Consider the following 25,325-nt stretch of genomic DNA (forward strand, 5'->3'; position numbering starts at 1 on the left):
ATTAGGCGGGGGATTGATCCCCCGCCGGGTGTTGCCACTTACCCCCGCCAGGAGTTGCTTACGACGTGGCGGCTTGTTCCCAACATTCCAAGGTTTGACCCACAGCGATGCGGGGTAAGCGATGTTTAAAGCCGCACAAAATCTCCCAGGAAATGGTTCCTAATTTATCCGCCCAATCATCGGCGGTGATTGAGTAGTTGCCATCTCGTCCAAGTAAGGTGACGACTTCTCCGAGTTCTAAGTCAGGGATGTTGCTCACATCTAACATCATCTGATCCATTGTAATTGACCCAATCTGTCTCACCTGTTTTCCCCGGATGAGGACTTGCATTTGGTTGGAGAGGTTGCGGGGTACGCCGTCGGCATAGCCAATTCCGATCGCAGCGATTCTCATGTCGCAGTCGGCAATAAACCGATGGCCGTAACTGACGCCGGTTCCGGCTGCGATCGCCTTAATGTGAGTCACCCTCGCCTTAACCTGTAGTGCCGGTTGTAATGTCAGGCGCGATCGCAGATGTGGTGCAGGATATAATCCATATATCCCTAATCCCACTCGCACCATATCATAATGCAACTGGCGATCGCTTAAGGTGGCCGCAGAATTGGCAAAGTGCAAGCGCGGTAATGCGATTCCGGTCTCCTGAACTTGCCGAATCACACATTGGAACCGCTGATGTTGCAGTTGCATCACCGTGGGGTCTTCACTATCCGCTGTGGCTAAATGGGAATAAATGCTAGACAATTCCAAATGAGGCAGGCGATCGACTAATTTCACAAACTCTGCCGCCTCTTGCCACGGTGCGCCCAACCGTGACATCCCGGTATCAATTTTAACATGAACCGGCACGGAATAGGAATGCTCACTCAGGGTTTCAGAAAACACGAACGCTTGTTTCGGGGTGCAAAGGGTCGGTTCCAACCGCCAACGCACCATTGCGCGCAGTTGGTCCGGGGTGTAGGTTGCCCCTAAAACTTGCACGGGGGCGGTAATTCCTGCTTCCCGGAGTTCGATGCCTTCGGGAATGGTGGCGACTCCCAACCATTTTGCCCCTGCCTGTAATACCGTCTGGGCAACGGTGACGGCCCCATGTCCATAAGCATCCGCTTTAATCACCGCCATGAGGTCGGTTTTTGGGGATAACAGACGCTGGATTTCGCGGACATTCTGGGCGATCGCCCCGATATCCACCTCCACCCAAGCGCGATCGCATCGCATTGATGAAATACTCTGACTTTCCTCCCAACTCAGCATTTTTACGCACTCCTCAAGTCACTCACACCACAATTGAACTATAAATCAAACACTGACTCCGGAGATTTGCGAAAACTTCAACCGAATTTAGATTTGCGATCGAGTATTTAGAATAAAAACAGGGCTAAATATCCATCGGGCAATCTGACATCGGGTGATTTTTGGCAAAATCCGCAGAATGAAAAATTAAGACTTGAAGAACTCCGTTCTGCTTGCTCAATTTTTCCCAGTCCTCAACTGACCACTTCCCAGTCTCAACCCTCAATTCCAGAAGAGAAGGTGTCCAAACCCATGCCTCAACCGCCTAAATCCCTGAAACTCCCCTTCGCATCCTTGGGACTGCGGGGGCAAATCCTGCCCATCGTTGGGGCAACCCTAATCGGTTTATTGGGGGTCATCTATCTCTCTTCCTCTACCCTGTTGCTGGCTGGATTTGCCAAATTTGAGCAGCAGGATACCGTCCGCAATGTCAAACGGGCGATGGATGTCTTATCCGATGAAATCGACAAATTGAGCTTTACCGCGAACGATTGGGCCGCCTGGGATGACACCTACGCCTTCATTGAAGATGAGAACTCGGACTATATCCAAACCAACCTCAACGATGCCACGATCGCCCGTTTGCGGTTGGATATGATGCTGTACATCCATCGCAGTGGGCGGATTGTTTTTGGGCAAAAATTCAACCCGGAAACGGGAGAACGAGCACCAGTGGAGGAAAATACTGAGGCGATCGCCTCTTTAAGTCAGTACCTGACCCCGAACAGTCTCCTCGTTAATCATCTCGAAACTACCAGTCTGGTTGAAGGCATCCTGCAACTTCCTGAAGGCCCCATGTTGATTGTTTCCCGCCCCATTCTCACCGGAGAAGCGGAAGGACCCATTCGCGGGACCCTGATTATGGGACGCTACCTCAGTGTTGAGGAAATCAAGCGTCTCGGGGAACTCACCCAATTATCCATCGCAATACAAAACTGGGGGTCTCCCGAACTGCCCCCTGATTTCCAAGCCATTCGGCAGAGTATCCTCGAAGACACGCATCGAGAACCGGCGTTAGTCCTGGCGGACCAAACTCCGATTTTTGTGGAAGCATGGAATTCCCAAACCATTGACGGTTATACTTTAGTCAAAGATATTTACAACAATCCCGCCTTGTTGTTGCGGGTGGAACTCCCGCGTGAGATTTACCAACAAGGGCAACGAACGGCTAACTTTATCCTGTGGGTGGTGCTCGTTGTCGGGGTGGCATTTTTAGTGCTCACTTTGTTGCTGTTGGAAAAGGTGGTGTTATCGCGACTCTCCCAGTTGAGTCAGGATGTTAATCACATTGGTAGCGATCGCAATTTGGCGGTTCGTCTCCCGGTGAAGGGGGTGGATGAACTCTCCCAACTGGCTACCCGCATTAATGAAATGTTGGATGCTTTAGACTATTCTCAACAAGTGCGCCATGAAAGCGAACAGCGATATCGGGCCGTCATTGAGCAAACCTCCGAAAGTATCTTTTTGATTGAACCGACTACCCAACGGATTATTGAATCTAATACCGCTTTTCAAAGGTTACTGGGTTATAATAGTGAGGAAAGTCTCTCCCTGACTTTGGGAGATTTTATTGATCATGAATCCGAGAGTATAGCCTACAACATTGAGCGAACCCTCTCGTTACAATCTTGTCATTTGGGAGAACGGCGTTATCGTCGCAAAGATGGTTCCATCGTCGAGGTAGAAGTCAGCGCCAACAAGATTTATTATGGGAAGCAAACTGCACTTTCTGCCGTGGTTCGCGATATTACGGAACGCAAGCGAGTGGAACGAGAACTCTACCAAGCCAAGGTGACGGCAGAATTGGCAAACCAGTCTAAAAGCCAGTTTCTCGCCAATATGAGCCATGAATTGCGGACTCCTTTAAATGCAATTATTGGTTATAGTGAAATCTTGCAGGAAGAAGGAGACGACCTAGAATCCGATGAGATCAATGCTGACTTAGCCAAGATTGAATCCGCTGGCAGACACTTGTTAGGACTGATTAACGATATCCTGGACCTGTCTAAAATTGAGGCCGGAAAAATGGAGTTATATTTAGAACCCTTTCAAGTTCCCGTTACCCTTCAGGAGATTATCTTCACCGTGCAACCCTTGGTGCAGAAAAATGGGAATCAATTACAAGTGGACTGTCAACCTGAGGTTGGGGAAATGTATGCCGATGTGACCAAAATACGACAAATTTTATTCAATCTGTTAGGGAATGCTTGTAAGTTTACCAATCAGGGGACGATTTTTCTCCGGGTTGTTCAGAAAGCCGGGGAAATGATTGTCTTTGAAGTGAGAGATACCGGAATTGGGATGACCCCCGAACAGATGGATAAGCTCTTTCAACCCTTCACCCAGGCGGATACTTCCACTACGCGCAAATATGGGGGGACGGGATTGGGATTGACGATCGCCAAGCAATTTTGTCAAATGATGGGGGGTGATATTACAGTTGAGAGTGAACTCGGCAAGGGTTCAACTTTCACCATCCACCTTCCTCTCCAAGTCAATCTCTCGAATTCCGAGTTAGTCCCTGAATCCATTTCAAGCAAACGAGTTTAAGGGAAGGGGAATAGGTTGCTACAGCCACCTAACCCGACAAATAGAGCGCCACATCAAGTCTCGCATCGATCGCCCGGTTTTGTTACCCTAAGTTTGTAGGTAAACCTTCTGAGTCAGTGGAATATCTGGGATTGGGCCCTGCATCTTGGGATTTGGGTTACGGGTTGGAGGAGAATGGGAACACTACAGGGGTGGCCCTCACTCCAAACTCCCCTACACCATCCTTTGGGAAAGGGTGCGATCGCCCCCTTGTTGCTGTTATATCGGGTGCTATCTGGATCCTCCTAAATTGTTCTGAACACAACGGATAAATCGATGCTCAATGGATTCACCTCTATTTTCAATCTACTCAACGCTCGTTTATCGCGTCGCATTGCTTTATGGGTATTTATTAGCATTGTTGTGGTAGAAGCCCTGATTTTACTCCCCTCCGCGTATCGTCGTGAGCGAGAACTGATTCAGCATTTAGAAGATGTTGGAGTTGCTACTATTTCTCCTCTATTGAGGTTATGTGGTTCGCCTATAACTGCGCCCAAAATAAAAGAAGTCGCCCAGCATTTAATGCTAGAATCTCGGGTGGCGGGCGGTCACGTTTATACCCAGGAGGGAGAGGCGATCGGCTACTTTGGCGAACCCCCGGAGTTAAACTTTAATCAGGTCATGAGCGCTCCTGCTGTGCGCCTCCGCAGTCGGGATGGCAACCGCTATGAAATGGCCATGTGGACTGAAGCCGATGGCAATCCTTATCTGGTCATCGTTCGCCTTGATTCTTCTCAAATTAAAGAGGAAATAAAAGCCTTTATTGTCCGAATTTTTGGCTTAGTCATTCTGATTTGTATTTTTGTCACCCTCGCCACTTTAGCCGCCCTCGCACCTGCGGTAATTGCTCCTATTTTGAAACTTAGAAAAGCTCTAATTGCCGTAGGAGAATCACCGGGAGCAGTTCCGGGAGATTTGGACTGTCTGGCACTGGCCAAGAATCGTCGAGATGAATTAGGGGATGTGTTGATTGATTTTAACCGAATGAATCACCAAATTAATCGATATTTCCAGGAAATACAAGACAGTAAAAAAGAACTAGAAAATCTAGTAGCCGAGGTTGAAATTGCCCGAGACCAATCGGAAAAACTCCTGTTAAATATTTTACCCCATACCATTGCTCAACAACTAAAACAGGGGGTTTATCCCATTGCTGAAAGTTTTCCCAATGCTACGGTTTTGTTTGCTGACCTGGTGGGGTTTACTCAGCTTTCCACGGAAGTACCTGCGGTAGAATTGGTGGAGTTACTCAATAAAATATTTTCAATCTTTGACCGACTCGCGGAACGGTATGGGGTGGAAAAAATTAAGACGATTGGGGATGCTTATATGGTGGTGGGAGGGCTTCCGCAACCGCATCCCGATTGTGCGAAGGCGATCGCTCAAATGGCCCTAGATATGCAGCGAGAGGTGCGCCAACTTGCCGCAGAAACGGGAATCCCCCTCACCATCCGCATCGGCATCAATAATGGTCCCGTCGTCGCTGGGGTGATTGGCATCAAAAAATTTATTTACGATTTGTGGGGGGATGCGGTCAATACCGCTTCCCGTATGGAATCTCATGGGATTCCCGGACAAATTCAAGTCTCTGAGGTGACCTATTTCCTCCTGCGCGATCGCTTCCAATTCGAGTCTCGCGGCGCAATCAACGTCAAGGGGAAGGGAATGATGAAAACCTATCTCCTCCTAGGGTTGAAGGAGGAACCCACTGAGGAGATCAGGGTTACCGCCTCATCCTCAACGGGATCAGCCGACCCTGCCTCGGTTTCTCATGGCCCTTAAGTTCCCCAAAAAATATTGAGGAATTTTACACAGTTTGTTCAAGCTGTGCTAACATCTGTAAAAATCTTCTTTTTAATAGAGACGCAATGGGCAAGGTTCTAGTCCTTAACGCCTCCTACGAACCGCTCAATATCACGAGCTGGAGGAGGGCCATCGTGCTATTGCTGAAGGGGAAAGCCGAGCAGGTCGAACACAACGGGAAATTTATCTATTCCGATGTTCCCCTGCCTACGGTGATTCGGCTTCGGCATTACGTCCGCATTCCGTATCATGAAATTCCTTTGACCCGGAGAAACATCCTACACCGTGATGGCCATACTTGTCAATACTGTGGTTATTCCGGGGATGAATTGACTTTAGATCATGTGATTCCGCGCTCGCGTGGGGGTCCCGACAGTTGGGAAAATCTCGTCTCCGCCTGCGTCCGCTGCAATGTCAAAAAAGGAAACCGAACTCCGGAGGAAAGTAAAATGCCTTTAACCAGAATACCCCGCCGACCCTACAGCAGCCTTTATTTTGAGGTGAGTAAGCATCTCAAAAGCGGGCTACATCAAGAGTGGCAAAAATATGTGATTGGTGCTTAAAACCCCTTGTAGTTGGTTCAACTACGAGGGGTTTTTGCCAAGAGTTCCTGACTTATGCGATCGCAAGCGGACACTTGAAGCGCTATCGTAGAGTTATTCTATAAACGCAGGCAATAACCTCAATCCGGTTAGTCGTCTGCGATTAGCTGTGAAGTGGGTGCACCGAATTGAGGGAAAAATTAGTGGAGGAATCGAACACCGAACTGGGTCCAATAGGCGTTCGGGATGGAGCATTACCGATCGTTTCTGGGGATAGTAAGCAATGGCTAGATCCTCTAAGCGCAACGAAAGCCGAAGCACTGCGGCAGGTTTTGCAGCAGCATAACGGCGATCGGCACTTGGTGGTTCTCCAAGATTTCCCGGACCCCGATGCCATGTCTTGTGCTTGGGCTTACAAATTGATTGCCGCCCAGTATGAGATTGAATGTGATATTGTCTACGCCGGAGCACTCAGTCACCAGGAAAATATTGCCTTGGTGAAACTCACCGGATTGCCAGTGCAGCGCTTGCCCTTAGAAATCGCCAAATCCAAGGATTGGTCTATCTACAACGGCTGCGTATTGATTGACAATCAGGGAACGACCTCTCAGCTCTTTTCCCTGTTAAAAACGGCAAATATTCCCTTGATTGTGGCGATCGACCATCATACGATTCAGGATGAATTAAGCGCCGAATTTCTGGATATTCGCCCTCATATTCGAGCTACTGCCACCATTTTTACTCAATATTTGATGGCAGAATTGCTCCGCCTAGATATCAATGTCAGCGATCATGTTAAATGTGCAACTGCCTTAATGCATGGGTTGCGATCGGACACGAATCAACTGCGACAAGCCCGGGAAGATGATTTCATGGCAGCGGCTTATTTAAGCCGATTTTATGATAGCCAGTTGATTAGTTCAGTCTTGCAAGCCTCTCGGTCTAAACGGGTGATGGATGTCATCGAGCGATCGCTTAAAAATAGAATCGTTCAAAATAATTTCTGCATTGCTGGCGTCGGATACTTGCGTTACGATGACCGGGATGCCATCCCCCAAGCCGCAGATTTTCTCGTCAGCGAAGAAAACGTTCATACCGCAGTGGTCTATGGCATCGTTCACGACGAAGACGAAGATATCGAATTAGTCACAGGTTCTTTAAGAACCACTAAATTGACCTTAGATCCGGATGAATTTATCAAGGAAGCCTTTGGGAAAGATGCTCAAGGGCGCTTCTTTGGCGGAGGGCGATCGCAAGCCGGGGGATTTGAAATTCCAATGGGATTCCTCTCCGGCAGCAACGACAGCAAAGATTTTGCCCGCATGAAATGGGAAGTCTTTGACCTACAAATCAAACAAAAACTACTAAAATTAGTCAGCCCCAAAGATGATTTAATTCATAGTACGAATTAACATGATTGGTATTAGATAGCCAACCCCGCATCCCATGACCAAACCCATCATCGGCATCATGGGTCCTGGTGCTAATGCGACAGAACCAGACCTAGAAAACGCCTATCAACTTGGAAAACTCATCGCCGAACAGGGATGGATTTTATTAACTGGAGGGAGAAAAGCCGGAGTTATGAATGCCGCCAGTCAAGGGGCAAAATCCGCCAACGGATTCACCCTCGGCATCCTCCCCGGGGAAGATAAAACCGGCCTATCTGACGCCATTGATATTGCCATCCTCACCGGCATCGGTAGCGCCCGAAATAATATTAATGTCCTAACCAGCGATGTCGTCATTGCTTGCGGAATGGGTAGCGGGACCGCTTCAGAAATTGCTTTAGCATTGAAGGCAGAGAAGACAGTTATCTTATTAAATGATAGCCGAGAGAGTCATCAATTTTTTAGCAGTTTATCGCCGCGTCGGGTGATGATTGTGCAGAGTCCCGAGGAGGCTATATCCCGAGTTAGGGAGATTGTATCGACTCGATAAAGAGGCGCTCAAATTTAATAAAAATCCGCACACTAAAAGGTAGGGCTACACGGACAAAGCCTGCCTACGCAGGCTAATACAGAAAACCAAATTTTGAAACCCGGATTGGGTGTAAAAAAAGCCTAACTGGGAAAATTTTGAGAAGGGCGATCGCCTGCTTCAATCCGCCGCTGAATAGCCTCTTCAGAAATTCGGATAGTTTCTTCAGTTAAAGGTGCAGGATACCAGGTTGCCTCCGCATCAGGACTCCGGCGATTCACTAAAGCATCTAAAGCATCTAAATCATCTCGATGAGCTAATAGATAGGCTTTTAATTCCTCTCGGGACATCAGGTCAAATTTCGGATTCATAAATAAACCTCCATTCTCCACTGGACGTAACAATCACTTCTAAATCATCCCCGGCCAAAATGTAAACATATCCCTTTTGCGGGTTATACCGAAATAATGCGAGAGAAAATTCATGCCTTATGAATCCTAAATCATCATCGGTCATTCCCGGGCAGGGGCCTAATGTACTAAAAATCTGGCTCCAATCTGCCCAAGACAGTTTATAAATTAATCAAACAGGTCAATTTCATGATTAAATCTTACCCTGCTTTTTAAGCTCAGACAAGGCATTTTCAGCCGCTTGCTTTTCAGCCTCTTTCTTGCCGCAAGCTTTGCCTTTTCCATAGGGTTCATCATTCACAGACACTATAGATTGATATTCCGGTGCATGATCGGGACCTCCGATCCGTTTTGTGGTGTATTTGGGTAATATTGAGCCAAAAGTTGTTTGGACATACTCTTGCAGCCTATTTTTGGAATCAATGTTAGAGCGAAGTTCAACGATTGTGGGAGATACCGAATCAAATAACTCCTCGATAATGGGACGGAGTACCTCCATTTTGCGATCGCAGTCTAAATAATAGGCTCCAACCACCGCTTCAAAGGTACTACTCAATAAATTAGGACTCTGATAACCCCCATTCCGAATCATACCCTGACCCAGACGCATCCGAAAGGTTAACCCCACGTCAGTGGCAAATTTGGCAAGTTGTTTTTCATCCACCAAAGCCGATCGCCGTCGAGTCATTTCATCTTCTGCCATTTCCGGATGCCGACAGTAGAGATATTCACCACTAATAAAAGTCAGGAGAGCATCCCCTAAAAACTCTAGGCGTTCATTATGCAATTCGCCAGAGTTTTCATTTGCATAAGAACGATGAGTCAATGCCTGTAGCAATAGCTTTTCATTTTTAAATTTCAATAATTTATGGTCCATTGGGTCTGAGTCTCCTAATTATTTTTCAGGCTCAAGTATAGCATTTTCATGGATTTTACAACAGGACTTAAGCATATTTTGAACACCCAACCTAAATGTAGAGGCGATTCGCGAATCGCCTCTACATTTAGGGGTAATGCGTAACTTCTATAGAAAACAAAAAGGCGAATTAATGTTCGCCTTTTATACTTTTATAGTTTAATTACATCAATCCTACCTACTTAATTAAAGCAAGTATCTGTTGTGGGTCAAAGCAGGGGCTTCCAAATTCTTTCTCAATCCAATCTAAATAGTAGAAATTATCCACTATATTTTTAAGCTCCGGCTTGGTACTTTCATCGGAACGAATTATCAAAATCACTTGTATGTTCCGCTCTTTTAGCTGGAGGACCAAGGGAATAAAATCCTTGTCTCCTGAAACCAAAAAGACTGTAGATATTTCGGGGTTATGGCGAACATCTTGGAGGCAGTCCTCAATCAATTTTTTGTCGGCATTATTTTTCTTGCCTTTGCCAGCAGGAGCATTAGGACAGTTAAAGCCTAAATTGTAGAAAATATTTTCTATTTTAGGAGATTCGCGCCGCCAATGTGCGCAGACATTTTTCAAGGTAATTCGCCCAAATTTCTGAGCGAAACAGTATAGAGATAGAACTTGAGATTGAGCTTGCTCTAGGGAAGGGTGGACATTCTGTAAATCCCAATAGATACCAACTTGATTCGACATTTTCTAGCTCCTTCATATTTGATGACTTCATGAACTGAGCCAGCTTCAGCGGATAGATCGGTACAGTAAAACTCCAGATACATTCTGGAACTGTTAGATCTATTCCGGTTGTCGTCTTAAAATCACAGTACCCTCATTCCCTAAATCATCACAGAGTTATTACATTGAGCTGGCTAAATTTGATACCAGACCAAGGCAATAACTTTATGAAGTCCAGGTACAGGGGTGCTGCTCATAAGACGAGAACCCAAGCGTAGTGCTTGCGTTGTTCTCTGAGCTGCTTAATTTTCATTAATGCACAGGCTTTTGGTTTTGTCAAGGGCAATCAAAAAATTTATTGCTCTACCCCTAACCCCTGGTAAAGTCCATACTCCATCAAAACCTTAAATTTTCTCTGGTTGGCAACCTGTTATCGATATCACTCTTTTCTCATCGCAATATCCCCATCCTTTTTTCCAATAGCCCACGCAAGGGGCTTTGAACGGTATAGATGCACCCTTTCCTCACGAAACGCTATGCGAACAGGGTGCATCTATACCCTTCATTTCTGGAACTTCTTCCGCACAATTTCTACGATTTTTTCTGAGGCATGACCATCCCCAAAGGGATTGACTGCGGTTGCCATTTTTTGATAGGAATTATTGTCTTTTAACAAGGCACTTGCTGCTGTGAAAATCTCTAGGGAATCGGTGCCGACTAATTTGGCTGTGCCTGCTTCGATCGCCTCTGGACGTTCTGTGGTTTCTCTTAACACCAAAACGGGTTTCCCTAATGCCGGTGCTTCCTCTTGCAATCCGCCGGAATCGGTTAGTAACAAATAGCACCGTTGCATGGCCCCGACTAATTCGGCATAGTCTAACGGTTCCGTTAAAAAGACCCGGGGATGATTGCCTAACATTTCTTGTAACGGTTCGCGGACGGTGGGATTTTTATGGAGGGGTAACAGTAAGGCGGTATCAGGAAATTCATCCAAGGTTTTGAGAAATCCTTGGGCAATTCCTGTTAGGGGTTCTCCCCAATTTTCGCGGCGGTGAACGGTGGCGAGGAGGACGCGATACTGTTGCCAATCTAGTCCGGGGATGGGGCAGTCGGGATGGCGGGAGGCGACGGAGAGTAAGGCATCAATGACGGTGTTTCCGGTGAGGTGAATCTCTCCGGTGACGCCCGATCGCTCTAAATTTTCTACCGCTTTTGTAGTAGGAGCAAAATGCAGTTGCGCCAGTTGGGAAATTAACCGGCGATTGGCTTCTTCGGGATAGGGATTGAATAGCTCATCCGTCCTTAAACCGGCTTCAACGTGACCGATCGCAACTTTTTGGTAAAACGCAGCTAAAGCGCCAGCAAAGGCCGTGGTGGTATCCCCTTGGACGATGAGCAAATTTGGGTTAGTCTCTTGCAAGAACCCTTCAAGTCCCTGTAAACTCCCACAGGTAATATCCGTCAAGGTTTGCTGATGTTTCATGATACCCAGGTCGCAGTCGGCTTGCAAGTCGAACAGATGCATGACTTGCTCCACCATTTCCCGATGTTGGCCGGTTAAAATAACTTGGGTGGTGAAATCGGGCGATCGCCGGAATGCCTGGATCACCGGGGCCAGTTTAATCGCTTCAGGACGGGTTCCCAGGGCAATCAAAATTTTCAGGGGAGAGTTTAGCATTGGGCGCTTTATCGGCAGGTGAACAACAGGCGGAACCAACCCATTCTGTTAAAAGATGTCAAGTTTTGGGAAAACTTTGACAAAGAGAGGGCTGAGTTAGATCTATCTTAGAATACATCCACTCGTTGATTGCTAGACTTACTCGACTGCCCGGATTCCCCCCTTCCCTAGACTGAACCAACTCCCTAAAATTTTAATCCCTGTTCGTTAAAGAGAGAGAGTCATGACACAATCTCAGCGTCCACCTGTTCCACCTCCGCCACCCCCGCCACCGGGTCGGCCCCCGGCAGCCCGCGCCCCTGGAGGTCCCCCCCCGCTACCACCGCCGCCGCCACCACCGGGGCGGCCACCGGGTCCCCCACCGGGTCCCCCGGCGGGCGTAGCCCCTGCCGCACAACCGGCAACCCCTGCGGCACCCGCAGCCCCCAAAGGTCCGGGCCCTAGTCCTGGACATCCCACCTTGCGGGACCTCGTGGTGCAGGCGAATGAAGAGGGAATTTCCGATATTCATCTTGGGGTGAATGAACTGCCGCGCTTCCGTAAACGGGGGGATATTGCTGAAGCTGGGTATCCCGTCACCGATCTCAATACCTTTATGAGTTGGTTGCGGGAATGTATGAGCACGGAAGAAATTCAGCAGTTTCAGGAAAACTTAGACTTTGACGGGGCGTTTGATTTTGGGTTTGTGCGGGTCCGGATCAGTGCATTTGACTCCTTAGCGGGTCCCGCAATGGTGTTGCGACTGATTGCGGCCAAAATCCTGACGATGGAACAGCTAAACTTGCCTGAAGTGTTTAAAAAAGTCTGCCATTATCACAAGGGTTTGGTGTTGGTGACGGGACCGACGGGTTCGGGTAAGTCTACCACAATGGCGGCGATGATTGACTACATGAATAAGAATTTCGCCTATCACATGATCACCATTGAGGACCCGGTGGAATTCGTTCATGAAAGTAAGAAATCCCTGATTAAACACCGGGAAGTCGGTCGGCATACCCTGAAGTTTTTTAATGCGCTCAAAGGGGCATTGCGGCAAGACCCGGACATGATGTTGGTGGGAGAAATTCGGGATAAAGAGACGGTCTCTATTGCTATGAAAGCAGCCTCGACGGGTCACTTAGTCATGGGAACGCTGCATACGAATAGTGCAGTCAAAACCCTGACTCGGATTTTGGATATGTTCTCAGCGGAAGAACAGATTTCAATTCGGGTTTCGCTGTCAGAAATTCTAGTTTCGATTATTGCCCAGTTGTTGTGTAAAACCACCGATGGAAAACGAGCTGCGTTCCACGATATTCTGATTAATACGGATGTCATCAAGGAATATATGCTCAAAGAACAGTATGAGGATATTCAACAAATCATGCTGAAAGATACTTATGAAGGCATGACGACAATGAACCGATCGCTCTATGAACTGTATCAAGAAGGGCGAATTACGGAAGAAATTGCCTTGGAACAGTCGCCCACCCCGAACGAAATGGCTCAAATGCTCCGAGGTCGGATTTAACTGTTCGCTCAGGTTTTTGTAGTGGCGTGATCGGTTATGAAGGGTCAGGGTTCCAAGCTACCGCCCCTTCATAACTGAACGCTCATCAAAGGGTTCCGTCCGGTACAGTTTCCTATAGCGCCTAGTACCCGTTTCTCATACTCCCAGCGATCGCGATTTGTTGAAAAACCCATCCTCTTCTCTTCCTCCCTTATTTAAGGGAATTGCTCTGTTTACTCCCGGTGGAGACCTGATTTACTGTATCGACCCGAGCAAAAAAAATCGGTGGCATCTGAATTTATGTGCGGTCCTGCAAGAATGGTTGGGGCTCATCGAACCCCCCCATTTCCTGGTTCCTTGTTATACCGCAACGGTGGACCGCTGGCTTGATCCCTATACTGGACAAGTCCAAACTTCCGCGATCGCCTCTCCTGCCGTCCTGCGCTATCAAGCCTTACTGAATGCTATCTTTGAAATGGAGGACTTGACTTGGGCGATCGCGCCTTGGTCCGAAGAGTTATGTCATCCAATGGTGTTAGGCACCTATCGTCAGCAGTTTCCCCAACTCTGGGAAAATCATGAGCTGATTGTCCGCTTGGAGTCTAGCGCAGACGAGGGCAGCGTTCACCCCCCGAATTTATCCCCGAAGTTGAGGTTTACTTTGTCCGAACAAACCCCGACTCAAGGATATGTGCTCCGGTTATTTGTTTCGGGTCATACAGGAGCAACGGAGAGAACCCTGAAGACCTTGCACCAGCTTTTGGAAGAGTCTTTAGGCTATCCCTATACCTTGAAAGTAATTGATGTTTCTAAACATCCAGAACAGGCAGAACAGGCTCATGTTTCCGCTACGCCTACCCTGGTCAAAATGTGGCCGTTGCCCGTGCGCCGCATTGTCGGAAATTTAGAAGATCAAGATAAAATTCTAAATCTACTGGGCTGTCTGAAATCTTAAGTAATTGTAGGCCCTTCGACAAGCTCAGGTGGGCATTACCTCCTGAGCTTGTCGAAGGGCCTACAATTACTTCATCCCAGGTGAGTTATTAAAAAGGGCGCACAGGGTGCGCCCCCTTGTTTTGCTAAGGGTTGGGAGAAGATTCGGGGGTGAGGGGTTCGAGGGTCTCGAATAATAAGGCGATCGCCGGTTCGAGTTTCGATGCAGCCACATCCGTTGCAGAAATCAGCAACAAATAGACACTGCGATCGCGCTGACGGACCAAAATTGTCCCCTGCATCGGCGTCTTATTATTAAAAATCCCCGTCCAAGGGACAAGCACCTCTCCCGAGGCGATCGGTCTAAACTCAGCGGGACTAAATCCTTCCCCGCGCTTAAATTCCTCAATGGCAATTTCTGCCAACTCCTCATTACTCAAGGGGCGTGCCGTCGCCAGGGGTTGAACAATCACCGTATAGGCTAAATTTCCATCAGGAGATTCGATTAATGGAATCCCCGCTGAAGACCCAATTTTATAGGGTTCCAGACGTCCTCTTTCCGCTTCAGCTTCTTCATTTTCAGCCGGTAAATATTCCGCCAGCAGTCCCACAGTAAACCGTCCCCCGGGGTCTTTATAGGGTTCTTCACTCAACTGGACAGGACTCGCCTCTCGTTCTTCCGCAGAGAGACTCGGGGCGGGAGTAGCAGTGGGGGAAGATTGGCGAGATGGGGAAGCGGGGGAAGATTGGGGAGATGGGGTGTTTCCAGACCCTCTTTGGGCGACTTGAATCACCCTAGGAGGAGCCTCTGCTGCGCGAGCATTCAACTGGAAATTCGAGAGACCCACCTGGGGGTGCAGGGGAATTGCCCGATCGTCGGCCATCATCAGGGTCAGGGCCGTTAACAGACCCAAACCGAGCAGCCAAAGCCGGTTGCGTTTCATTTTCAGCGTCCTCATTTTCATACGGGGAGTGATTGATCCAGGAAATAGGCGATCGCCCAGGGTATCGGTACAGGATTGGGAAGACAAACCGGGTTTATGCAAGAAAATATGAGCTAATCACTCACAAAGTAACGGCAATGAAACCCGGTTTCTTGTCCCCTTGATTTAATACAGTACCGACCCTCTAGCGGCCTAAGACAGCGGCGTTACCGATATCAAATAACCCCGCCATACAGCCGGTCATTAACGTGGCTAAAGTACCGGCCCAAAGCGCTTTAAAGCCCAGAGAAGCCACTTCATTGCGACGTTCAGGGATTAACCCGGATAATCCGCCGACAAAAATGCCGTAGGAGGCGAAATGGGTAAACCCACAGAGCACATAGCTGACGATTAACAGGGCGCGAGTGCTGATTTCCCCAGTCTGGGCGAACACCCCCAGGGCTTGATAGGGGGGGATATTCGTTTCAAACAGCCTGCGGCCAATCAACAGGGAACAGGTCCACAATTCCTGCCAATCTAGGGAGACCCCCGTTAAAAAGGTCAGGGGTAAAAATAACATTCCCAGGAGATTGGCTAGAGGATTAGCAAAGAACTGGGTCACCAAAGAAGTGTCACCCGCTGGAGAGGCTCCAAGGACGAGGGAGGAGATCCCACTAAAGACCGCATTAATGAGGGCAACCATTCCCAGAATGGCAATAATTGCAGCCGCAATTCCCACGGCCATTTTCACCCCATCCAAGGCCCCGCCAATTAAACTATCCATTGGGTTGGGACGTTTAGACGAGTCAGAGGTTTTGTCGTCGGGAATGTGCCCGAGGGTTTTCGGTTCGCCGGTTTCGGGGATTAACAGTTTAGAAATCACGAAACAAGCGGGAATGGTCATAATCGAAGCGGAGACCAAGTGACCGGCAATGGAGGGAAAAGTCGGGCGCAATAGACCGGCATACAGGGCTAAAACCGAAGAGGCGATCGAGCCAAAGCAACTGGTCAAAATCGCGCAAAGTTCGCTGCGGGTCATGTCTAATAAAAAGGGTTTGATGGCGATCGCCGATTCAATCCCCACAAAAATATTAGCCGCCCCTGCCACCGCTTCAGCACCACTGATTCTCATGGTTTTCTGGAAAATGACCGCAAACCACTTGACCACCGGCTGAATAATATTCAGGCGATATAGTAAACTGACCAATCCCGAGAAGAAAATCACCTGGGGCAAGGCGCGAAAGGCCAGAACATAAGCAAAACCGGGATTGAGGTTATCGGTACCGAGGCGATCGCCCGCCACCGCAACGTAAGGATTGCCCACAGTTCGGGCAATCCACCGACCCGCTAGCCCTGGACCTGCGGCAAAATTGGGGTCAGCCACCAACATCGAAGCTGGTCCCCCAAACAGGAATTGCGCCCCAGCTTCTGACGCATCTAGGACCACGTTGAGCAAGTCACTCAGTCCTTCAACGAGATTGCTCCCCAAGCCAAACACGATTAATCCCACAACCATTTGTAGGCCAATTCCCCAAAAAATGACCTTCCAGGGAATAATGCGACGATCTTCGGAACCCAGCCATGCAATAAAGCATAGCCCCACGATTCCGAGTAATGAGAGTAAATTTAATATCGGGTTCATTTTCGATTGACGTCTCCCGCACGATGAACGGTGTGGTGATCGACTGTAAGCCAACTGGACTGGTTTAACACTCCCCCATTCCAACCATTTGGAACCAGAGGAGGTGGGTGCGTTTTGTCCACTTCTCTTGAGGGGTAGCCAACTGGGTTTGAACCTTTAAGAAAAAAGTTGACTCAAACCTATAACCGTTGACTCTTTATATCAAACGCGAAAGTGAATTTCCATTTAGACGTCCCGGGCCAAATTCTAACGTTATCGCGGCATTCCTGTCTAGTTCTACGGTCAAAATTTTTAGAAAATTCTTTCTGTGTCCGGATAAAAAATAAAATCCCCGTTCGGGGAGGTTATTTAGGGGCTTTCTTGACTTGGCCTCAGACCGAGTGTCCTTCTTTTTGAAGCGGTCTGAGCCTTATGTTAGAGTCGTTAGTTTTTCGCTGAATTCTCGGGTACACAAAACCCCGGTGCACATAATCCAGGAAACTCCAGAGTGGTTACGGTTAAAGTATCTAATGCTACCTGTCGGATGCGATGATTATTGGTATCGGCAATATAAAGGATACCTGTAACAATACTCAAACCCCCCGGTTCAAAAAAGCGAGTGGCGGTATTTTTACCGTCTAATAATCCCGGGGTTCCATCTCCTAGAACCGTTTTGCACTCTCCCGTTTTGGGTTGGACGGTTTTAATTTTATGATTGTAGGTATCTGCAACCCACAGCAGGCCCTCGGCATACTCAATGCCGAGACAATGTTGCAAGAGGGCCTCTTCTGCGGTCCCATCGCGATCGCCAAATCCAAACAAATCCCCACTGCCGCAGAGGGTTCGCACCCGGGGTTCATCCCCTAACCCGATTCCGCGAATGGAACTAATTTCACTATCGGCAACAAACAGTTCCTCATCATCGGTGGTAATGCCGCTAGGTTGAGCAAATGCCGCCTCATCAAGTTCTCCATCAATGCCAGCTTCTGCACCGATGCCACTGTAGGTCCCCACGGTCCCATCCATCAAATCCAACGCCCAAATTTGGTGGGACCCGGCCATTGCAATTAATAACAGTTCCCCGCCAATTAGTTCTAAATCCCAGGGAGAATTTAAAGGCGTCTCTAACCCGTGACCCCCTTGGGGGCCTAGGGTGCGATTTTGTTCTCCTGTTCCGGCGAGGGTTTGCACCTGTTGCGTAGTGAAATCGATTTGCCGGATGGCATGGTTTTCCGTATCCGCCACATAAAGACACTGACAGTCGGCATCCCAACTCATGCCTTGGGGTCCAAAAAATTGGACTTCAGAAAAAGACCCATCGGTTAATCCAGGGGTGCCGTTGCCGATGATGGATTGTACAGTGCCTTCTAGGGTAGTGACAATGATGCGATGATGTCCGGAGTCAGCAATAAATAGGCGACTGCTGGCGGCATCGGCGAGGACTTTCCCCGGAAAGGCTAAGGGGGTAATTAAGGGATTTTTCTGTTTTTCTAGGACAGGTTTGATAGGGGGGATTGAGACTGAGCCTTGAGCTTGCTGCTGGGCGATTAATTGGCCGATCGCCTCATCCAATTCCCCCCGTTTCCCTTCTCCCGAAACCATTCCCACCACATATCCCAGGGGATCAATTAAAATTAAAGTCGGCCATGCGCGCACGGCATACTGTTGCCAAATTTCAAACTCCTGATCCACAATGACCGGATGTTCGATATCATATCGAAGAATTGCTTGCCGGATGTTCTCTGTTTCCTTTTCGTTCTCAAATTTAGCCGAATGAACGCCGATAACCGTGAGATGGTCGGGATATTTTTGCTCTAAGTATTTTAAATCGGGTAAAATATGCAGGCAATTAATACAGCAATAGGTCCAGAAGTCAAGCAGAACAATTCTGCCTTTTAATTGACCGAGGGATAAGGGTCGATCGCAATTTAACCAAGGTTGATGGGAAGGAAATTCTGGCGCTCTCACCCGAGGAAGGTTCATAAGATTGACTTCAATAAATTTACTACATTATTTTAAGTGATATGGCAAAAATTGTCGTAGAAACCCGGTTTCTGTTCCTTTTATAGGGGGGGGTGAGAAACCCGATTTCTTTTTTAAATTTAGGCCATGAAACAACAAGGGTCACAGAAACGAGGTGATGGAGTAAGATGCCAGACCGATCGCGATCGCATGATTGAAAATACTCCCACTCACATTCAATCCAACTCCTCCGCAAGCGCCTCTGCTCGGGCTTTTCGAGCAGATTTCAGAGTTTCTTCCGCCTCCAAGAGAATGGCACTCGCTTCCGCATCCCGATTAGCTAACTTGAGTGCGGCACCCACATGATTCAACGCTTCCCCGCGATAACCATCAACAGGGATGGAGTAGGCTAATGCAGTGGCCTCAGATAACTGTCCAGAACGAGCCTGCGCTGCCACAATTTCACAGAGCGCCTTTTCCGTCCAACCCGGATAGCGCATGGCGTGAGCAGCTTCTATAGCATCAGAAAAATGTCCAAGTTTTATGAGTGCCTTGGCCAGGTGGTTGAGACTATTCTCTCGGTCTACCTCATCACCCAGAGAATAGGCGATCGCTTTTGTTTCAGTCAACACCGCATCCGCTTCCCTGGGTCGGTTTACTTGCTCCAGAGTTGTCATCACATCAAGTAGAGAATAAACTGACAGAAACCACAAAGAACGAGCCGCAGAGGTGGCTTCGGCGAAGATAGCGCTGGCTTCATCTGGGCGATCGCTACTCTCCAATGCTACTGCCAACTCTAAAAACGCACGGACTCGCTGACTACCCTTGGTCATCGAACGAATCACATTTGCCGCTTCCTCAAAGTTTCCCGCTTGAGTCAAGGCAGTTGCCAAACTCCTCAGCGCCTTGATGCGCTCTTGTTCCCCCGCCAAAGAAGCCGCAACAGAGGCAGCTTCGGTAAACTGTCCTGTTTGCGCCAGCGCTGCCACTAGCTCACTTAGAACGTTTTCTCGACTGTAAGCAGGCCAAAGGGACTGAGCAATTTGGGGGATTTCGGCAAACAGAGCCTGTGCTTCTTCATGACGGTTGGCTCGGTGGAATGCTGTTGCTAATTCGCACAAGGCAATGGCTCGACTGGACATTTTACGAATAGCGCGAGTCGCTGTAGTTGCCTCGGCAAAAACGGCACTCGCTTCACTCTCACGATTGGCGATCGCCAACTCTACGGCCTGTTCCCTTAATTCTTGCGATCGTCTAGTCTCTACAAAGTCCATACCAGAGGCTACCTTTATGACCGATTGAGAATGCTGAAATGTCTATTTAAGCTTAATTATAACTATACAATATCACGACTTAATCTGAACCTAATATCAAATGGGTAGCCAAGATTAATGAAATGGGTATTAGGCGATGAAACAAAAATTGTTGTAAAAACCCGGTTTCAGCTCCTCTTGTAGGGGTTGAGAAACCGGGTTTTTGTCCTAAATTTAGGCAATGAAACAACCCTTATCGCCGAAACCCGGTTTCTGTTACTCTCTTAGGAGGGTGAGACTTTAGCGAGTTGTTGCGTACCAGTCCACAATCCCATCAGCCAGAGTTTTGGCTAACTTTTTCTGTTCCCGTTCATCGACAATCCACTCAAACTCAGTGGGATTGATCATAAACCCAAGTTCGAGTAAAATGGAGGGAGCAACCGTGGGACGAGTTAAGGCTAAATTATTCCAAAACACGCCATAGGACGGACGGTTTAATTTCTGCACTAAATAGTTATGCAAAAATACGGATAAATCATGAGCTTGGGGATGATACCAAAACATCCCAATTCCAGCGGTATTGATAGCATCGCCGAAGTCGGGTAAGGCATTATAATGGACGCTGAGGGCAAGGTGAGGTTCGTTTTGTTCGATTTGTTCAACGCGATCGTGCGGCCATAAATCTTCATCTCCTTCTCGGGTCATTAACACCGTCGCGCCGCGCTGTTGGAGTTCATCTCGCAGAAGTTTGGAGACAATCAGGGTGACATCTTTTTCGGGATACCCTGTGGGTCCGCGAGCACCGAGGTCCTCGCTACTGCCATGTCCTGCATCGAGGAGAATTCTCATCCCAGCTAGGGGTTGATTGCGGCTGCCGGTGACGGTGGGGGGATGACGTAGGGAGAGAATCAGGGTTGTGCCTTCATAGCGCAATTTGTATCCCCATTGATGGGAGGGTTTAAAGTGGAAGGTATATTCCACTTGATCCGTACCGGAGGGTTGCCAATCCATGCGTTCGACTAAGGGATCATCGTTGAAGGCGATGGTATCAGTTTGAGCGGTAGTATTGTGCAATGTGAGTACCATATTGCGATCGCCCTGGGTAACGGTAACGGGTACAGCGGTTTGCAGGGGAAATAGCACTTCGGTCCATCCGGGAACCTGCCGCGATCGCACCCCGCGAATGGCCGATCGCGGGGGAATCCCAGCAGACAAAATTTGGGCTTCCTCCGCTTTAATCCAGGCCCCGTAATCTAACCGAATCCATTCGCCCTCCCGTCCCGTGATGGCAGCGCGAGTCCCCTTGGGTAACGGTGTGAGACGAGAATGATTGGTGCTGGGGCCGGTGCGGGCCGTCGCTGCCTCGGCAGTCACTTCAGCTACTGTAATTTGACTGGGGGAAACAATCTCAATCTTACCCGCTGCCATTTGGGTTTTGGTTTGTCCATTCATGGACAATTGATAACGCGGTTGACCCCAATTTGCAGGATCTTGAGGTGCAGTAGTACAGCCTTCAAAATTACCCGCTTCCCGGGAAATATTCGGCTCTGTTGTTCCAGTTAATACTGCTAAATTAGAAGGCAGAGAAACTGATTCCCGATTCAGCATCAACGGAATCGTGCGATCGCCAACTTGCACAGAAACCGTCGCATTTGGCGGCGCAATTGCCCCAAAACAAATCAACTCTCCCGGCATTCGGGCAATATCAACCGTCGGCGTTAGAGAACTCTCCACAAAAGCCATTCCTTCGGGAACCGGCGGCGAACTAGACTCTCGGGTGATCTTGATTTGAAGTTGTTGGTCTTGATGGGTTAAGGTAAAAATATTTTCCCCTAATTCCAAGGGAAAACTCGGAGCAAAATGTCCAGCAGGACTGCGTTCAATTCGTTGCCCATTAACTAAAACTTCCGCATCCGGTGCAGCCGTACCAATTAAGAAAATGCGGTCAGAAGTGGTTTTGTGTTCCGGGGGGGGATAGGCAACAAACAGGCGTTTTTGGGCAGCAGCAGGAGTGGTGAGCATAATAGATGCAATCGCCGTAGATAGAAAAAGGTTTCGCATGGGGGTAAAAGTCAAAATTAGCTCGAATTCGGCAAGCATTAAAGGGGAAATTGAGCGAATTTATCCGGTCAACTACTCCTTTAATGCTTTAAAAAGAAGGTAAAGTATCTGGACGTTCAGGCCGGGTATCTAGGGGACGGGCCACAATAATGCCAATTTGACCCTCCACCGCTTGGACGTAAGATTGTAAATCAGGGGAAACCGTGACTTGTCCACTGGGAGAAGCATGAATAAATCCCATTTTGCCATCTTGGGATTGATAAACCAATCCGGTATGGCTGACATCGAGTCCTTCGATATCCGTAGCGGTGGCGATGATGTCTCCCGGTTGCAGGCGATCGTAGAGGGTAGAAATTTTGTCTTGTGGAATATAGGTCAGAGGAACATTCTTGAGCTTGGCTTCCACTTGACGGATGCAGTTGTAATTCCCATCATCGGCGAGTTGGGGATAGCTTTGACGATGCTCTGTCATAAAATTCAAGGTTTTATTCAGAGGAATTCCCCCGAGGGATTGGGTGATATTTTCGACGAGACCGCGTTTGCTATTATCATAAATCCAGTCGGAGAAATAGTGGAGACGGCTACAGTAATCCGTGAGTTTACCATCACGATAGCGTTGTTGTTCAACCCGATCGCTAAACCCTTGGTAGGTGTAATCCCGCACTGCAATTCCTCGGGCGATCGCCAGGACAGTTTCTATAAATAATACACAGTCAAACCCGGCGAGGGAAATTACCAGGGTTTCATCTGGAGATTTATCTAATAAACCGGCAACGTAAGGGGTACCGATAAATTGTTCCGCCACGAGGGAGATAATCTCACTTAGGGGGCGACGGCTCAAATTTTTAGACATGGCCCCTTGCATGACCTGTCCAAACTTGAGGTCCTCGGATGCAGACTCAACCCCCTGGGGTTCAAAATCAACCCAGTCCTGGGGTTCAAGATCCACAGGGTCCTCAGCATTCGGATCAATCAGAGGCAATTCCCGAGGTTCAGAAGTGTCCTGGGCGATCGGGGCCCCAGCAACCTCGGGAATGAAAGTAAAGAGGGTTTTAGGCGCGGTCCCCCCGGATACAGTCCCCCCTAGGGTCCCGAATACGGGGAACACCGTCAGAGATCCACATATTGCCAGGGGTAATAGTTTCGGTCGATTGCTAGACTTTTTCATTATGATCTTCTCTTTGCTCATACCCATCGCCAATCTTAATGACGTGGACAATCCACACAAGGAGCAACCCCAACAGGATTCTCTCCCCAAACTTGTCCGAATCATTGCCATGCACCCTAGCACCCAGAGTCCTTTGTTTGAACCCTGTTTGTGCCAGCGTAACATCTGTCATCAATCTTTCAATTTTAATGATGGGGTCTAAATCCTGACTGTAGAATAAATTATGCATTGCCCATCGGACCTCTTCCGCTCAAGGGGTCTGCCAGGACCCGAACCGAAAATGGGGTATTCTCCCATTCCCCGTTAGGATTAATGGTTTTAGGACCCAGATTGCGGGTACTCCTGCCGGAAAATGTGGCACAATGAACCCAGGATATAGGCGCGTAAATCACAGCGTTGGGTAAATTTTATGACTAAGTTTGTGTTTGTAACGGGTGGTGTGGTTTCCAGTATCGGAAAAGGGATCGTTGCTGCGAGTCTGGGACGGTTGCTCAAGTCCCGGGATTATTCCGTCTCCATTTTGAAATTGGATCCTTATATTAATGTTGACCCTGGTACGATGAGTCCCTTTCAACATGGAGAGGTCTTTGTTACTGAGGATGGCGCTGAAACCGATTTAGACTTAGGACATTATGAACGCTTCACCGATACGTCCATGTCTTGTCTCAATAGCGTGACCCAAGGTTCCATTTATCAGGCAGTCTTGAACAAAGAACGCCGTGGGGATTATCAGGGGGGAACGGTGCAGGTGATTCCCCATATTACGAATGAAATCAAAGAACGCATCAAACGGGTGGCGAAAAATACGAATCCGGATGTGGTGATTACGGAAATTGGCGGAACGGTGGGGGATATCGAATCCCAACCGTTTTTGGAAGCGATTCGGCAGTTTCGCAAGGAAGTCGGGCGCAATAATGTCCTGTACATTCATGTCACCCTGGTGCCTTGGATTAGTGCCGCAGGAGAGATGAAGACGAAACCGACTCAGCACTCGGTGAAGGAACTTAGATCGATTGGGATCCAACCGGATATTTTAGTCTGTCGATGCGATCGCCCTCTGCCTGTGGGACTCAAGGAAAAAATGTCAGAGTTCTGTGACGTTCCGGTGCAATGCGTGATTACCTCGCCAGATGCCAGCAGCATTTATGAAGTTCCCCTGATTTTAGAACGAGAAGGATTGGCGGAGCAAGCCTTAGATCTGCTCAAACTCGACCCCCGTCAACCAGACCTCAAACAATGGCAAATTCTGGTAGAACGGTTGTATGGAAAGGGTAAACCGATTGATATTGCCATTGTTGGAAAATATGTCCGGTTGAGTGATGCTTATCTCTCGGTCATTGAAGCGATTAAACACGCGGCGATCGCCTTTGGGGCTGATGTTAACCTGCGTTGGGTCAACTCCGAAGATATCGAAGCTTATGGACCCGAAAAATTTCTCAAAGATGTCCAAGGGGTCTTGGTTCCGGGTGGGTTTGGAATTCGCGGGGTGGATGGGAAAATTTCGGCGATTCAGTATGCCCGAGAACAGCAGATTCCCTTCCTGGGGTTATGTTTAGGAATGCAGTGCGCGGCGATCGAATGGGCACGTCACGTTGCTAAATTAGCCGATGCCAACAGCGCCGAGTTCGACCCTGATACCAACAACCCCATTATCAACCTCCTGCCTGAACAGCAAGATGTGGTGGATTTGGGCGGAACCATGCGGTTGGGATTATATCCCTGTCGATTAATTCCCGATACTCTTGCTGCCTCGGCTTATCAACAAGAGGTGATTTATGAACGCCATCGCCATCGCTATGAGTTCAATAATGCTTATCGCAACCTATTTATTGAAACTGGATATGTGGTGAGTGGCACTTCCCCCGATGGACGACTGGTGGAAATTATTGAACTGCCGTCTCATCCGTTTTTCATTGCCACCCAATTCCATCCCGAGTTTCAATCTCGACCCAGTAACCCCCATCCCTTATTTAAAGGCTTCATCCAAGCGGCATTGGCTTCCCTGTCGGATGATGATGCCGAATCCTCGGTTTCATCGGAGATTTCGGCTGCCATCACTCCTGGGCGATCGTAACCGATGACAGGGCTGTAAATGCGATTGA

Annotated in this window: 21 protein-coding genes; 8 read left to right on the forward strand and 13 right to left on the reverse strand. The window is 48.4% G+C overall.

Annotated features, from left to right (window positions below):
* Positions 1-58: 58 nt before the first annotated feature.
* The gene (gene alr / locus NG795_RS00245) at positions 59-1,252 is read right to left on the reverse strand and encodes an alanine racemase (RefSeq protein WP_367286666.1); all 1,194 of its coding nucleotides are present in this window, start codon (positions 1,250-1,252) and stop codon (positions 59-61) included.
* 291 nt (positions 1,253-1,543) lie between these two features.
* On the opposite strand from alr, the gene NG795_RS00250 reads away from it, so the two are divergent.
* From NG795_RS00250 to NG795_RS00270, 5 genes are all read left to right on the forward strand, one after another.
* Positions 1,544-3,841 (forward strand): sensor histidine kinase, encoded by a 2,298-nt coding sequence (locus NG795_RS00250; RefSeq protein WP_367286667.1) that lies wholly within the window; start codon positions 1,544-1,546, stop codon positions 3,839-3,841.
* A gap of 315 nt (positions 3,842-4,156) precedes the next feature.
* The gene (locus tag NG795_RS00255; protein ID WP_367286668.1) at positions 4,157-5,662 is read left to right on the forward strand and encodes an adenylate/guanylate cyclase domain-containing protein; all 1,506 of its coding nucleotides are present in this window, start codon (positions 4,157-4,159) and stop codon (positions 5,660-5,662) included.
* 86 nt (positions 5,663-5,748) lie between these two features.
* Positions 5,749-6,246: an HNH endonuclease gene (locus NG795_RS00260; protein WP_367286669.1), complete on the forward strand. Its 498-nt coding sequence runs from the start codon at positions 5,749-5,751 to the stop codon at positions 6,244-6,246.
* A gap of 182 nt (positions 6,247-6,428) precedes the next feature.
* Entirely contained in the window at positions 6,429-7,637 is a 1,209-nt protein-coding gene (locus NG795_RS00265) for a DHH family phosphoesterase (protein WP_436836014.1), read from the forward strand.
* 34 nt (positions 7,638-7,671) lie between these two features.
* Complete coding sequence (locus tag NG795_RS00270; RefSeq protein WP_367286670.1) at positions 7,672-8,166, forward strand: TIGR00725 family protein; 495 nt, start codon at positions 7,672-7,674, stop codon at positions 8,164-8,166.
* A 122-nt stretch (positions 8,167-8,288) separates the two neighbouring features.
* On the opposite strand, the gene NG795_RS00275 is transcribed toward NG795_RS00270, so the two are convergent.
* The 5 genes from NG795_RS00275 to wecB form a co-directional block, all read right to left on the reverse strand.
* Positions 8,289-8,516, reverse strand: coding sequence for a DUF6887 family protein (locus tag NG795_RS00275; protein ID WP_367286671.1), 228 nt, complete (start codon positions 8,514-8,516; stop codon positions 8,289-8,291).
* Entirely contained in the window at positions 8,500-8,661 is a 162-nt protein-coding gene (locus tag NG795_RS28400; protein ID WP_436836015.1) for a DUF6888 family protein, read from the reverse strand. Before NG795_RS28400 ends, NG795_RS00275 begins: the two co-directional genes overlap by 17 nt.
* Positions 8,662-8,748: 87 nt before the next feature.
* On the reverse strand, positions 8,749-9,432 hold the full coding sequence (rnc, locus tag NG795_RS00280; RefSeq protein ID WP_367286672.1) for a ribonuclease III: 684 nt from the start codon (positions 9,430-9,432) through the stop codon (positions 8,749-8,751).
* A 217-nt stretch (positions 9,433-9,649) separates the two neighbouring features.
* Entirely contained in the window at positions 9,650-10,156 is a 507-nt protein-coding gene (locus NG795_RS00285) for an NYN domain-containing protein (protein WP_367286673.1), read from the reverse strand.
* 541 nt (positions 10,157-10,697) lie between these two features.
* Positions 10,698-11,813, reverse strand: a complete 1,116-nt coding sequence (gene wecB, locus NG795_RS00290) for a non-hydrolyzing UDP-N-acetylglucosamine 2-epimerase (protein WP_367286674.1) — start codon at positions 11,811-11,813, stop codon at positions 10,698-10,700.
* Between the two features lie 223 nt (positions 11,814-12,036).
* On the opposite strand from wecB, the gene NG795_RS00295 reads away from it, so the two are divergent.
* The gene (locus NG795_RS00295) at positions 12,037-13,323 is read left to right on the forward strand and encodes a type IV pilus twitching motility protein PilT (protein ID WP_367286675.1); all 1,287 of its coding nucleotides are present in this window, start codon (positions 12,037-12,039) and stop codon (positions 13,321-13,323) included.
* A gap of 160 nt (positions 13,324-13,483) precedes the next feature.
* Positions 13,484-14,257, forward strand: a complete 774-nt coding sequence (locus tag NG795_RS00300) for a circadian clock KaiB family protein (RefSeq protein WP_367286676.1) — start codon at positions 13,484-13,486, stop codon at positions 14,255-14,257.
* A 124-nt stretch (positions 14,258-14,381) separates the two neighbouring features.
* Here NG795_RS00300 and NG795_RS00305 read toward each other — a convergent pair whose 3' ends face one another.
* The 7 genes from NG795_RS00305 to NG795_RS00335 form a co-directional block, all read right to left on the reverse strand.
* Positions 14,382-15,179: a hypothetical protein gene (locus tag NG795_RS00305; protein WP_367286677.1), complete on the reverse strand. Its 798-nt coding sequence runs from the start codon at positions 15,177-15,179 to the stop codon at positions 14,382-14,384.
* A gap of 184 nt (positions 15,180-15,363) precedes the next feature.
* Positions 15,364-16,800, reverse strand: a complete 1,437-nt coding sequence (locus tag NG795_RS00310) for a NupC/NupG family nucleoside CNT transporter (protein WP_367286678.1) — start codon at positions 16,798-16,800, stop codon at positions 15,364-15,366.
* Between the two features lie 423 nt (positions 16,801-17,223).
* Positions 17,224-18,762, reverse strand: a complete 1,539-nt coding sequence (locus NG795_RS00315) for a thioredoxin-like domain-containing protein (RefSeq protein WP_367286679.1) — start codon at positions 18,760-18,762, stop codon at positions 17,224-17,226.
* A gap of 215 nt (positions 18,763-18,977) precedes the next feature.
* Positions 18,978-20,015, reverse strand: a complete 1,038-nt coding sequence (locus NG795_RS00320; protein WP_367286680.1) for a tetratricopeptide repeat protein — start codon at positions 20,013-20,015, stop codon at positions 18,978-18,980.
* 279 nt (positions 20,016-20,294) lie between these two features.
* Positions 20,295-22,055, reverse strand: coding sequence for an N-acetylmuramoyl-L-alanine amidase (locus NG795_RS00325; protein WP_367286681.1), 1,761 nt, complete (start codon positions 22,053-22,055; stop codon positions 20,295-20,297).
* An 88-nt stretch (positions 22,056-22,143) separates the two neighbouring features.
* Positions 22,144-23,223, reverse strand: coding sequence for an N-acetylmuramoyl-L-alanine amidase-like domain-containing protein (locus NG795_RS00330; protein ID WP_367286682.1), 1,080 nt, complete (start codon positions 23,221-23,223; stop codon positions 22,144-22,146).
* Positions 23,210-23,452 (reverse strand): hypothetical protein, encoded by a 243-nt coding sequence (locus NG795_RS00335; protein ID WP_367286683.1) that lies wholly within the window; start codon positions 23,450-23,452, stop codon positions 23,210-23,212. Before NG795_RS00335 ends, NG795_RS00330 begins: the two co-directional genes overlap by 14 nt.
* A gap of 180 nt (positions 23,453-23,632) precedes the next feature.
* On the opposite strand from NG795_RS00335, the gene pyrG reads away from it, so the two are divergent.
* Complete coding sequence (gene pyrG, locus NG795_RS00340) at positions 23,633-25,297, forward strand: CTP synthase (RefSeq protein ID WP_367286684.1); 1,665 nt, start codon at positions 23,633-23,635, stop codon at positions 25,295-25,297.
* Positions 25,298-25,325: the final 28 nt, after the last annotated feature.

The sequence above is a fragment of the Laspinema palackyanum D2c genome, assembly GCF_025370875.1.
In the GTDB taxonomy this organism is placed as follows: Bacteria; Cyanobacteriota; Cyanobacteriia; order Cyanobacteriales; family Laspinemataceae; genus Laspinema; species Laspinema palackyanum.

Bases quoted from the DNA above. Each gene is read 5' to 3' on its own strand.
- alr (WP_367286666.1), bottom strand. From the start codon at position 1,252: ATGCTGAGTTGGGAGGAAAGTCAGAGTATTTCATCAATGCGATGCGAT.
- NG795_RS00250 (WP_367286667.1), top strand. From the start codon at position 1,544: ATGCCTCAACCGCCTAAATCCCTGAAACTCCCCTTCGCATCCTTGGGA.
- NG795_RS00255 (WP_367286668.1), top strand. From the start codon at position 4,157: ATGCTCAATGGATTCACCTCTATTTTCAATCTACTCAACGCTCGTTTA.
- NG795_RS00260 (WP_367286669.1), top strand. From the start codon at position 5,749: ATGGGCAAGGTTCTAGTCCTTAACGCCTCCTACGAACCGCTCAATATC.
- NG795_RS00270 (WP_367286670.1), top strand. From the start codon at position 7,672: ATGACCAAACCCATCATCGGCATCATGGGTCCTGGTGCTAATGCGACA.
- NG795_RS00275 (WP_367286671.1), bottom strand. From the start codon at position 8,516: ATGAATCCGAAATTTGACCTGATGTCCCGAGAGGAATTAAAAGCCTAT.
- NG795_RS28400 (WP_436836015.1), bottom strand. From the start codon at position 8,661: ATGACCGATGATGATTTAGGATTCATAAGGCATGAATTTTCTCTCGCA.
- rnc (WP_367286672.1), bottom strand. From the start codon at position 9,432: ATGGACCATAAATTATTGAAATTTAAAAATGAAAAGCTATTGCTACAG.
- NG795_RS00285 (WP_367286673.1), bottom strand. From the start codon at position 10,156: ATGTCGAATCAAGTTGGTATCTATTGGGATTTACAGAATGTCCACCCT.
- wecB (WP_367286674.1), bottom strand. From the start codon at position 11,813: ATGCTAAACTCTCCCCTGAAAATTTTGATTGCCCTGGGAACCCGTCCT.
- NG795_RS00295 (WP_367286675.1), top strand. From the start codon at position 12,037: ATGACACAATCTCAGCGTCCACCTGTTCCACCTCCGCCACCCCCGCCA.
- NG795_RS00305 (WP_367286677.1), bottom strand. From the start codon at position 15,179: ATGAAACGCAACCGGCTTTGGCTGCTCGGTTTGGGTCTGTTAACGGCC.
- NG795_RS00310 (WP_367286678.1), bottom strand. From the start codon at position 16,800: ATGAACCCGATATTAAATTTACTCTCATTACTCGGAATCGTGGGGCTA.
- NG795_RS00315 (WP_367286679.1), bottom strand. From the start codon at position 18,762: ATGAACCTTCCTCGGGTGAGAGCGCCAGAATTTCCTTCCCATCAACCT.
- NG795_RS00320 (WP_367286680.1), bottom strand. From the start codon at position 20,015: ATGGACTTTGTAGAGACTAGACGATCGCAAGAATTAAGGGAACAGGCC.
- NG795_RS00325 (WP_367286681.1), bottom strand. From the start codon at position 22,055: ATGCGAAACCTTTTTCTATCTACGGCGATTGCATCTATTATGCTCACC.
- NG795_RS00330 (WP_367286682.1), bottom strand. From the start codon at position 23,223: ATGAAAAAGTCTAGCAATCGACCGAAACTATTACCCCTGGCAATATGT.
- NG795_RS00335 (WP_367286683.1), bottom strand. From the start codon at position 23,452: ATGCATAATTTATTCTACAGTCAGGATTTAGACCCCATCATTAAAATT.
- pyrG (WP_367286684.1), top strand. From the start codon at position 23,633: ATGACTAAGTTTGTGTTTGTAACGGGTGGTGTGGTTTCCAGTATCGGA.